At 69.1% G+C, this 9,644-nt stretch carries 11 protein-coding genes, 1 tRNA gene and 1 pseudogene; 8 read left to right on the top strand and 5 right to left on the bottom strand.

Annotated features, from left to right (window positions below; all coding sequences use genetic code 11):
- Both CVO76_RS09600 and htpX read left to right on the top strand, forming a co-directional pair.
- Positions 1-333 (top strand): annotated as a pseudogene (locus CVO76_RS09600) (MFS transporter); the annotation flags it as partial.
- Positions 334-452: 119 nt separating this feature from the next.
- Positions 453-1,331, top strand: a complete 879-nt coding sequence (htpX, locus tag CVO76_RS09595) for a zinc metalloprotease HtpX (RefSeq protein ID WP_208739087.1) — start codon at positions 453-455, stop codon at positions 1,329-1,331.
- A gap of 72 nt (positions 1,332-1,403) precedes the next feature.
- Here htpX and CVO76_RS09590 read toward each other — a convergent pair whose 3' ends face one another.
- Positions 1,404-1,892: a YajQ family cyclic di-GMP-binding protein gene (locus CVO76_RS09590; RefSeq protein WP_104051037.1), complete on the bottom strand. Its 489-nt coding sequence runs from the start codon at positions 1,890-1,892 to the stop codon at positions 1,404-1,406.
- Positions 1,893-2,060: 168 nt separating this feature from the next.
- Here CVO76_RS09590 and CVO76_RS09585 point away from each other — a divergent pair, with 168 nt between their 5' ends.
- Together CVO76_RS09585 and CVO76_RS09580 are read left to right on the top strand one after the other, a co-directional pair.
- On the top strand, positions 2,061-2,438 hold the full coding sequence (locus tag CVO76_RS09585; RefSeq protein WP_208739086.1) for a hypothetical protein: 378 nt from the start codon (positions 2,061-2,063) through the stop codon (positions 2,436-2,438).
- 88 nt (positions 2,439-2,526) lie between these two features.
- Positions 2,527-2,608, top strand: a tRNA-Tyr gene (locus tag CVO76_RS09580).
- A gap of 130 nt (positions 2,609-2,738) precedes the next feature.
- Here the strand turns inward: CVO76_RS09580 and CVO76_RS09575 are convergent.
- Positions 2,739-4,844: an acyltransferase family protein gene (locus CVO76_RS09575; protein ID WP_208739085.1), complete on the bottom strand. Its 2,106-nt coding sequence runs from the start codon at positions 4,842-4,844 to the stop codon at positions 2,739-2,741.
- A 182-nt stretch (positions 4,845-5,026) separates the two neighbouring features.
- Here CVO76_RS09575 and CVO76_RS09570 point away from each other — a divergent pair, with 182 nt between their 5' ends.
- Positions 5,027-6,082, top strand: a complete 1,056-nt coding sequence (locus CVO76_RS09570) for an acyltransferase family protein (protein ID WP_208739084.1) — start codon at positions 5,027-5,029, stop codon at positions 6,080-6,082.
- Here the strand turns inward: CVO76_RS09570 and CVO76_RS09565 are convergent.
- The gene (locus tag CVO76_RS09565) at positions 6,069-6,584 is read right to left on the bottom strand and encodes a DUF6314 family protein (RefSeq protein ID WP_208739083.1); all 516 of its coding nucleotides are present in this window, start codon (positions 6,582-6,584) and stop codon (positions 6,069-6,071) included. The two genes, CVO76_RS09570 and CVO76_RS09565, sit on opposite strands and share 14 nt — an antisense overlap.
- A 93-nt stretch (positions 6,585-6,677) precedes the next feature.
- Between CVO76_RS09565 and CVO76_RS09560 the strand changes: the two genes are divergently transcribed.
- Both CVO76_RS09560 and CVO76_RS09555 read left to right on the top strand, forming a co-directional pair.
- Positions 6,678-7,118, top strand: a complete 441-nt coding sequence (locus tag CVO76_RS09560) for a MarR family winged helix-turn-helix transcriptional regulator (protein ID WP_244185850.1) — start codon at positions 6,678-6,680, stop codon at positions 7,116-7,118.
- Positions 7,119-7,128: 10 nt separating this feature from the next.
- Positions 7,129-8,349, top strand: coding sequence for an MFS transporter (locus tag CVO76_RS09555; RefSeq protein WP_244185849.1), 1,221 nt, complete (start codon positions 7,129-7,131; stop codon positions 8,347-8,349).
- A gap of 16 nt (positions 8,350-8,365) precedes the next feature.
- Here the strand turns inward: CVO76_RS09555 and CVO76_RS09550 are convergent, their stop codons facing one another.
- On the bottom strand, positions 8,366-8,797 hold the full coding sequence (locus tag CVO76_RS09550) for a DUF1810 domain-containing protein (RefSeq protein WP_208739081.1): 432 nt from the start codon (positions 8,795-8,797) through the stop codon (positions 8,366-8,368).
- Between the two features lie 90 nt (positions 8,798-8,887).
- On the opposite strand from CVO76_RS09550, the gene trxA reads away from it, so the two are divergent.
- The gene (trxA, locus tag CVO76_RS09545) at positions 8,888-9,277 is read left to right on the top strand and encodes a thioredoxin (protein ID WP_133082339.1); all 390 of its coding nucleotides are present in this window, start codon (positions 8,888-8,890) and stop codon (positions 9,275-9,277) included.
- Positions 9,278-9,336: 59 nt separating this feature from the next.
- Here trxA and CVO76_RS09540 read toward each other — a convergent pair whose 3' ends face one another.
- Entirely contained in the window at positions 9,337-9,627 is a 291-nt protein-coding gene (locus CVO76_RS09540; protein WP_133082340.1) for a putative quinol monooxygenase, read from the bottom strand.
- Positions 9,628-9,644: the final 17 nt, after the last annotated feature.

Below are 9,644 nucleotides of genomic sequence, written 5' to 3'. Positions count from 1 at the left end.
CGGGGTGAGGGGGAACTGTCGGTGTGGGTGCTTCCTGCAGCAGCCTGCCTGGTGCTGGCAGGCATCGCCGATTCGGTCAGCAGCGTGTTCCGCAACACCATCCTGCAGTCCGCCACGCCGGACGCCATGCGCGGGCGCCTGCAGGGCGTGTTCATCGTCGTCGTCGCCGGTGGTCCCCGCCTCGGGGACATGGTGGCCGGCGGCCAGGCCGCCTGGCTGGGGGAGGGCTGGACCGCCGTCGTCGGGGGTGTCGCCTGTATCGTGCTGGTACTCGCCGTGGCCCGTTGGCAGCCCCGGTTCGCGCGGTACGACTCCCGCCGGCCGGAGGCCTGACCGCCGCCCCGGCCCGTCCGCGGTGACGTCCCTCGCCGTACGATGAACGGAACACCGCGCTCCGACCCACCGTTGTACCGGTGGGCGGCGCCCGGCCGTCGTCGTCGCAAGGAGTGACAGTGCACAACCATTTCAACGGTGCCAAGACGGCGTTGTTGTTCGGCGCCCTCATGGGGATCTTCCTCGTCTTCGGCGCGGTCGTCGCCGGAGCCACGCGCAGCTCGGCGTTCCTCTGGATCTTCGCCCTGCTCGGCGTCGGATCGATCGCCTACAGCTACTGGAACAGCGACAAGATCGCCATCCGCAGCATGCACGCCGTCGAGGTCACCGAGCAGCAGGCGCCCGCCATGTACCGGATCGTCCGGGAGCTGAGCGCGCGCGCCGGCAAGCCCATGCCCAGGCTCTACGTCTCGCCGACCCCGGCCCCGAACGCCTTCGCCACGGGCCGCAACCCGGAGAACGCCGCCGTGTGCTGCACGCAGGGGATCCTGCAGCTGCTGAACGAGCGCGAGCTCCGCGGCGTACTCGGGCACGAACTCATGCACGTCTACAACCGCGACATCCTGACGGGCTCCATCGCGGCGGCCGTCGCCGGCGTGATCACGTCCGTGGCCCAGATGTTCGCGTTCGCCGGCATGATGGGAGGCAACCGCAACCAGGGCGGCAACCCGATCGGAGCACTGCTGCTCGCCTTTCTCGCGCCCCTCGCCGCAGGCCTCATCCAGACCGCCATCGGCCGCACCCGGGAATTCGACGCCGACGAGGACGGTGCGGCACTGACGGACGACCCGCTGGCGCTCGCATCGGCGCTCCGCAAGCTCGAGATCGGGACGCAGCGCGCACCGCTCCCGCAGGACCAGCGCCTCGTGAACACCTCACACCTCATGATCGCCAATCCGTTCAAGGGCGCCGGCATGAGCCGCCTGTTCGCCACGCATCCGCCGATGGACCAGCGCATCGCACGCCTCGAGGGCATGGCCGGCCGACCGCTCGGCTGATCAGCCCGGAACGACGACGGCGGCCCCACCTCCTGCAGGTGGGGCCGCCGTCGTCTGTGCCTCATGACCGGGTCAGCGCATGTTCACGAACTGCAGGTCCGCTTCGTCGAAGTTCTTGAGCAGGGCCATCGTGGCCTGCAGATCATCGCGCGACTTGGAGCTGACGCGCAGCTCGTCGCCCTGGATCTGCGACTTGACGCCCTTGGGCCCCTCGTCGCGGATCAGCTTGTTGATCTTCTTCGCGATGTCCTGGGCGATGCCCTCCTTGATGGAGGTCTCCAGCCGGAACTCCTTGCCGGAGGGAAAGGGTTCGCCGGTGTCCAGGGACTTCAGGGAGATGCCCCGCTTGATCATCTTGGACTGCAGTACGTCGAGGACGGCCAGTACACGCTCCTCCGAGTTGGCCTTCATGAGGATCTTCTCGCCGCTGAAGTCCACCTCCGCGCCGACCCCCTTGAAGTCGTACCGCTGCGCGATCTCCTTCTGCGCCTGGTTGAGCGCGTTGGCGACCTCCTGCTTGTCCACTTTGCTGACGACGTCGAACGTGGATTCGCTTGCCACGATTCCTCCTCGGGGTGATGGGATTTCCTGCCCTCAAGACTATCCGCAACCCTCCCGGCCCGCTGCGGTCCTGTTCACAGGCAGCAGTCAGGAGGCGCAGGGGGTAGGCACCGGGTCCGGTGGCACGGTGGGATCACCCGTACCGCTTCCGCAACAGAGAGAACCGAGATGCCTGAACCACGACGCCGGCGCTACCGGATCCGCCTCCGCAGGGCGGTGGCGGGATCGTTCCTCGCCGCCGCGACGGCGGCGTCGCTGACGGGCTTCACGGCGGTACCGGCACTCGCCGTCCCGCCGAGGGCGGTGGCCGCGAGCTCCGAGTCCGTGGACGACGCCGCGAGCGACATCATCCTCGGACTCGATACCGCCTCGCAGGTGAGCGTCGCGTCGCCCGTCGCTGCGACGGACGGTGCCACGACCCCGGGGGAGCGTCTCGCGGGTGTCCGGGCCGACCTCGACCGGGCCGTCCTGTTCCGCATGGTGACGCCCCGGCAGGCGGACGCCTTCTACGCCCAGATCGAGCGCAGGGTGGCCGCAGGCCTGTGATGATCCACCCGATTCGTCACCGGGGCCGTTTGTCTGTAAAGTTGTCTTGCCCGCGCTTGCTGCGGGCGGTCTTCCTGTGAAGACGTTCGGCAGATTACCCGAGCGGCCAAAGGGGGCTGACTGTAAATCAGCTGGCAACGCCTACGGGGGTTCGAATCCCTCATCTGCCACAGCAAGGAGAGGCCGGTACTTCCGCTAGGAACAGCGGAAGTACCGGCCTTTCGCGTTGAAGCCCCCGGGCTCATGCCGTAGCGTCGCGACGAGGGTGTCCTTCCCCTCGGCGCCACCCTTCGAGCCCTGCTACGGGCCGTCGAGCAGCGCGTCGAGCGGTGGCGCGAGGCGGGAGGAGAGGGACCGGACATACGTGGCGGTCAGGTGGTCGCCGTCCCGGTACACGAGGACGTCACCGATGACGGGCGGGCACTCGTCGGCAGGGCAGATGAAGTCGTTCAGGTCGATCAGGGTGGCTCCGGGGAGGCCCCGCACCCCCGCCATCTGCGCCAGCCCCTTGTCGTCAGCTGCTTCGCCCCGGGGCGCGGAGCATTCGCCCAGTGCTGCGGTATTGGCCGCGACGCACTCCGGGACGTCGAACCCGGGCGCGGGGGTGTCCCTGATGACGGCCACCGGGATGTCGTTCCGGGTGAAGGTGCTCCAGGACCTCCGGAACGCCTCCGACATGGCAGCGACGTCGTCGGTCGCTCCGGAGATCCCGGCGCTGGCGGTGTAGCTGCTGGTGATGACCATGCTGAGGAGGGGGTCCTCCTGCAGCAGGTCCTGCATCCGGCCGTTCCAGTCCATGCAGGTCGTGTACACCCTGCCCTTCCGCTCGAGCTCGCCCGTCGCGAAGGGGCAGGCGTCATGGATGTATGCCGTGAGCCTCCAGCCTCGCTCCTGGGCGATCTTCTCGAGGGCGGGGATCCATTGCTTCGCGTGCGAGTCACCCACGAGGGCCACGTGGATGTCCGATGCCCTCTCCCCGTACTCGCAGGAGACGATCTCGGTCTCACTGATCTTGGCCGAGTCGCAGGTGGGGAAGTCCTTCGCTGCGACGACGGGCATCGGCGTGATGTCCTCCGCCGTCGCCTGCGGTTCGAACCCGGCTGATCGCGGGTTCGCCGGGAGAGTTCTGGCGCCGTGGAGGACCGTCTGCACCTGCACACGGACGGCTTCCGCCCTGTCCACTTCCGTGCGGACCGCTGTGACGAGGAGCCCGCCGGCGATGCCGCCGACCACCATGAGGACGAGTCCGGTACAGACGCCGCGGAGGGAGGCGTCCCTGAACGCACTCCACCCGCTGACGGGTTTCTCGACGACGGTGTACGTGAGGTACGCGAGGCCGATCGAGAGCCCGGCGATGACGGTGCCCGTCACGGCGTCGGGTTCTCCGACCACCGCCGTCGCCAGGACGATGAGCGGCCAGTGCCAGAGGTACAGGGAGTAGGAGATGTCCCCCAGGAAGGTCATGGGTCGGGTGCCGAGGACGAGGCCGGGCCCGAGCGGAGCCTGGCCGACGCCCGCGGCGATGACCAGGGCGGAGGACACCGTGGGGATCAGCGCTGCGCTTCCCGGGTACGGGACCGAGCCGTCGATCAGGACTGCGGAGGCGATGATGCCGCCCATTCCGGCCCACCCTGCAATCGTCGCGACAGCGTGGGGGAGCCTCTCGAGCTGCGCGACGGCCACGGCGAGAAGGGCGCCGAGCGCAAGCTGCCAGAACCGCGTCGTCGAGGCGAAGTAGGCGGGCCCGGGAGCTGTCGCGGTGTAGTGGATGGACCAGGCCAGCGACGGCAGGAGCACCAGGGTGAGGGCGACGAGTAGCAGGGGGCGCAGGCGTTCCATCGGGATCGGCCCGCGCCGGCGCCTCTTCCCCGTCAGGAGCCCCCCGGCGGCGATGAGGAGCAGGGGCCAGACCAGGTAGAACTGCTCCTCCACGGCAAGGGACCAGTAGTGCTGGAGGGGCCCGGGGGCCGCGTCACTCGTGAGGTAGTCCACGGAGTCGGCGGCGAGCCGCCAGTTCTGGACGTAGGACGCCGAGGCGATGAGGTCCCACCCGATCGAGGCCCAGCGCGTGACGGGCAGGAGCACAGCGGTCAGCGCGGCCGTGACGACGAGGACGAGCGTCGCCGCCGGCAGCAGCCGCCTGGCCCTTCGCGCGTAGAACCCGACCAGCGAGACACGTCCGTCCTCGACGAGCTGCCGGAGGAGGAGCCCGGTGATCAGGAAACCGGAGATGACGAAGAAGACATCGACTCCCACGAATCCGCCCGGCACGAACGGCACCCCGAGGTGGTACAGCAGCACCGCGATCACCGCCACACTGCGCAGGCCCTGGATGTCCGGCCGGAAAGCCGACCTCCCCGCGGTGGGTGCTGTGCGCTCGGCCGCGCCGAGCAGACTGACTGCCAACAGGAAACCTCCAGAGAAACCGTGCGACCCCCGAGCGCTGTCGATCCCAGCGTAGCGCCGGGGCTTTCCCACCCAGCCGTGCCGCCATCGGCTCGACCTGCCCGGGGAAAGCTGATAGGTCCGCTACCACAGGGACGTCCGAGCCATCCGCGGGTGGCCTGCCCTACGAAGAGTACCTAGGCATGCATACAGTGGAATTCGACGGCAGGGGAGGCGTGATCAGCGATATTCCGGGCGCTCGGATCGCCTGGCTCGACAGCCTGCGCGGTACGGCCATCCTCCTCGTCGTCCTGCTGCACGCAGCGGAGTCTCTCCGGCTGGCCGCCGGGCCGACGCCGGGCGTCGATACCCTGAACCTCTTCCTCGAGCCCTTCCGCATGCCCGTGCTGATGTTCCTCTCGGGGCTCCTGCTGCCACAGTCACTGGCCAAGCCCGGACGGAAGTACGTCGCCGGCAAGGTCTCCCGGGTGGCGTGGCCGTACGTCCTCTGGTCGCTGATCATCCTGGCGGCGAGTGGGGACCTCAGCCCGGGTGGAGTCGCCGAGATCCTCTACCGGTCGCCGACCTACCTCTGGTATCTCTGGTTCATCCTCGTCTTCTATGCGCTCGCCTATCCGCTGCGCCGTATCCCGCAACTCGTCCCCGCAGGTGCGGCGCTCCTGGTCTCGTTCGTGCTGCCGCACGGCAGCCGCCCCGAGACCATGGCCTTCCTGGCGGCCTTCTTCTTCCTCGGGGCGTGGTGTGCCCGGCACGCCCCGCTCCTGGTGAGGATCACCAGCCGGCCCTGGCTGCTGGCACCGGCTTTGGCCGCAGCCGTCACCGTGGGTGTCCTCAACGTGATGGGCCGGGACGTCCTGTACCGGGGGGAGTTCGCCTGGGGAGTAGCAGGAGCCCTCGGCGTCGTGTGCTGGCTGTTCCCGCGGCTCGGTACCAACCGGGCCACCGCGTTCCTCGCATTCGTGGGCCGCTACTCGATCGTGTTCTACGTCGCGCACCTGGGGCCGATCATGGTCACGCTCGCCCTGGCCGACGCCGTCGGCCTCGCCGGCGGATGGTTCCTGCTGCCGCTGCTGCTCCTGCTGGGGATCGGGCTGCCGCTCGGTCTCGCCTGGGTGTACTCGACGAGGGAGCATGCGTCGGTGAACCTCCTCTTCGAGCTGCCGGTACCGGGGCGGCGCCTCCGCGACCTCGGGTCCCGGCTCGGGTGGGCGAGGATCCGGGGGTCTACTCCCGCGTGAGGACGGTCGTCAGCAGGAGATCCTTCGCGGGCCCCGTGACGTCCCACGAGTACTCGACCGTGGTGGCCGAGGTGGCGGTGAAACGGACCCGGTAGGTGTCGGGCGCACATGCGTGCTCGTCGTAGGCCCGGCCCGAGGTGAGGTCGAGCCGGCACAGGAGCCGGCCATCGGGGAAGTGCACGAGGGCTGATCCGTCCCGGACCCTCCGTACCAGATAGGTGCGGACCGCCGGACCCTGGAACTGCGGCCAGGCGACGATCCCCTCCTCCTCCCAGCGGAGGCCGTCGTCGTCGGGCGTGAAGGTGGTGGTCCCGGTGAAGGTGCCCGTCAGACCACCGGCCCTGTCGAGGAGACGGCGCTCGGTGTGCCAGGAGCCTGCCAAAAAGGCCAGCGGGTCGCCGACCGCAGAGGGGGTGGAGTCGTGCCGGTGTGCTACCGCAGCATCCCCGCCGTGGGGCAGGGCCCGCGCCGGGTGGACAGCCGGTGCTGTCTCGTCCTGCATCGTCCCTCCTGGTGTCGGCTGCGTCCCACGCTAGCGGGGCTCGGCACCGCCGTCGATTGAGAACACCGCCCGAAAATGTTAGGCTACCTAACTATGAGCCTTCCTCCGACGGATAAACAGCTGCTGGCCCTCGCGCAGTCCTTCCGCACCACCCTGCGCCACGCCGTCTACCTCAGCCGGTCCATGGACAGCGACGGGGAACTGACCACCATGCAGATGAGCACCCTGAGCATGGCCGCGGACGAACCGCTCCGCGTGAGCCGGGTCGCCGCGAACCTCGGCATCCGCGTCCCGTCGGCGACCGAGCAGATCATCAAGCTGGAGCAGGCGGGGCTCGTCCTCCGGCAGCCCGATCCGACCGATTCCCGTGCCGTCCTCGTCCAGCTGACGGAGACCGGCCGCGAGGCCTGGGAGGCGGCCGGCAGGCGCCGCAACGAACGCGTCGCGGCGCTGCTGGAACAACTCGACGACGACGACCGCGCGACACTGGCCGCCGCCCTGCCGATCATCGAAAAACTGAACCACACAGCCTAGGAGTACCCGAGTGACCACCCACGCACAGGCCGCGCAGCCCGCAACGGTCCTTGCCGAGGAGAAGCAGTCCTTCTTCCGGCAGCCCAGAGCCGTCTGGGCCACAGCTTTGGCGGCCGTCTTCGCCTTCATGGGAATCGGCCTCGTCGACCCGATCCTCCCGGCCATCGCCGAGAACCTCCAGGCCTCACCGAGCCAGGTGTCCCTGCTGTTCACGAGCTACTTCCTCGTGACGGCCGTCGCGATGCTCGTGACCGGCGTCATCTCCTCACGCATCGGCGGCAAGCGGACACTCCTGCTCGGGCTGGGCCTGATCGTGGTGTTCGCCTCGCTCGCCGGCCTGTCCGGCGACGTCGCCACCCTGGTCGGCTTCCGCGCCGGCTGGGGCCTCGGCAACGCGCTCTTCGTGGCCACCGCGCTCGCCGTGATCGTCGGTGTGGCCAGTGGCGGTACCGCGACGGCGATCATCCTCTACGAGGCCGCCCTCGGCCTCGGGATCTCCCTCGGCCCGTTGCTCGGTGCGCTCCTCGGCGGCTGGCAGTGGCGCGCGCCCTTCTTCGGCACCGCCGTCCTCATGGCCGCGGCATTTCTCGCCCTGATCATCCTGCTGCCCGCCACGCCCCGGCCCGCTACCACGACGTCGCTCACTGCACCGCTCGTCGCGCTCGGACACAAGGGCCTGCGCACCACCGCATCCAGCGCCCTGTTCTACAACTACGGGTTCTTCACGATCCTGGCGTTCACCCCCTTCGTCCTCGGCATGGACGCGTACGGGATCGGTGCGGTGTTCTTCGGCTGGGGCCTGATGGTGGCCATCTTCTCGGTCCTCGTGGCACCCGTGCTGCAGCGCGTGCTCGGCACCACCCGCGTGCTGCTCCTGACCCTCGCGGCCCTGGCCCTCGTGCTCGTCGGCCTCACCCTGGCCGCCGAGCGTTCGGTGACCGCCGTCGTCGTCCTGGTGGTCGTCTCCGGCGCCCTGCTGGGCATCAACAACACCCTGTACACGGAACTCGCCATGGGTGTCTCGACCGCGCCGCGGCCCGTCGCCTCGGCCGGCTACAACTTCGTCCGGTGGATGGGCGGGGCGCTCGCACCCTTCGCCGCGACGAAGCTGGCCGAGGTCTTCGATCCCCGCGCCACCTATGCCGTCGCCGCGGTCATGGTGCTCGTCGCGGCGGGCGTGATCCTCGCCGGTCGCGCCTCGCTCACGCACGCCACCGGGACGGGCGAATAGGGCCGGAGCGACGGCGTCAGCCGTCGAGGATCGACGTCGTCGCCTCGTCCTCCGCCCCCGCGTAGTACCGGTCCAGCAGCGCCCTGAACCACGGCTCCTGCGGCCCGGCCCGGTCGAAGAGCGTCATGGAGGACTGCAGCTTGCGGGCATCGATCCCGCCGAGCACCGCCACCGGATCGCTGCCCTGCAGATTGAGGAGGGCGTGGACACTCTCCATGAGGCGGGGGCCCAGGACCCGATGCGCGAGGTAGGCGCGTGCCTCCTCGAGGGAGCCGATGGCGTACCGGACCGACGTCGGGCTGCTGCCGAGTCCTGCCACCTGCGGGAAGACGAACCACATCCAATGCCCCGTCTTCCGGCCGTTCCGCAGCTCGGCGAGGGCCTGGTCGTAGGTGCCGTGGGCGTCCTGCGCGGCGACGAATCGTGCGAGGTCGTAGGGGTCGGTCATGCTGGCCTCCGGAGAAAAGGGGGGTGGGCGGGCACTTCATCGGTAGCGAACAGGCCTGACAAGGGTCCAGGGGGTCGCTAGCGTTGAAGGATGTCGACAATCAATATCACTGAGGCAAGCTTCCCCGAGACCATCGAGGGCAACGACATCGTGTTCGTTGACTTCTGGGCCGACTGGTGCGGGCCGTGCAAGCAGTTCGCACCGGTGTACGACGCCGTCTCCCAGCAGCACGAGGACGTCACCTTCGCGAAGGTCGACACCGAGGCCGAGCAGTCGCTCGCCGCAGCCGCGGGGATCACCTCCATCCCCACGCTGATGGCGTTCCGCGAGAAGGTCCTCGTCTTCTCCCAGCCCGGCGCGCTCAACGCGACGCAGTTCGGTGAGCTGGTCGACGCCGTCAAGGGCCTGGACATGAAGGCCGTGCACGAGCAGATCGCGCAGCAGCAGGCGCAGGGCGACACCGCCGGTGACGCGCAGTAGCCGTCCTTCCGAACGGAAGCCCCGCACTCCTCGAGTGCGGGGCTTCTCTCATTCCGGTGCTAGGCGGCCTGGTCCGACCGCACCATCTCCACGGGCCTGGCCAGCAGGGCGCTCAGCGATTCGCCGAGGTCCTGGACGGCGGGGCCGCGCAGGTGCGTGTCCAGCAGGTCGGTGGACTCCCACTGCTCGGTGAGGACGATGCGGTCCTCCTGCGCTTCGGTGATCTCGTACCGGATGCACCCGGGCTCCTGCACCACCTGTTCGATGGCGATGTCCAGGGCGAGCTTCACGCGGAAGAACTCGCCGTCGAGCGGGGTGAATACTGCGGTGACGTCTACGGGTCGGCTCATGCCTCCACCCTAGCGGC

Source organism: Arthrobacter agilis, from assembly GCF_002953615.1.
Taxonomy (GTDB): domain Bacteria; phylum Actinomycetota; class Actinomycetes; order Actinomycetales; family Micrococcaceae; genus Arthrobacter_D; species Arthrobacter_D agilis_B.
The sequence above is the reverse complement of the archived record's forward strand: the minus strand, read 5'-3'. Positions and strand labels throughout refer to the sequence as shown.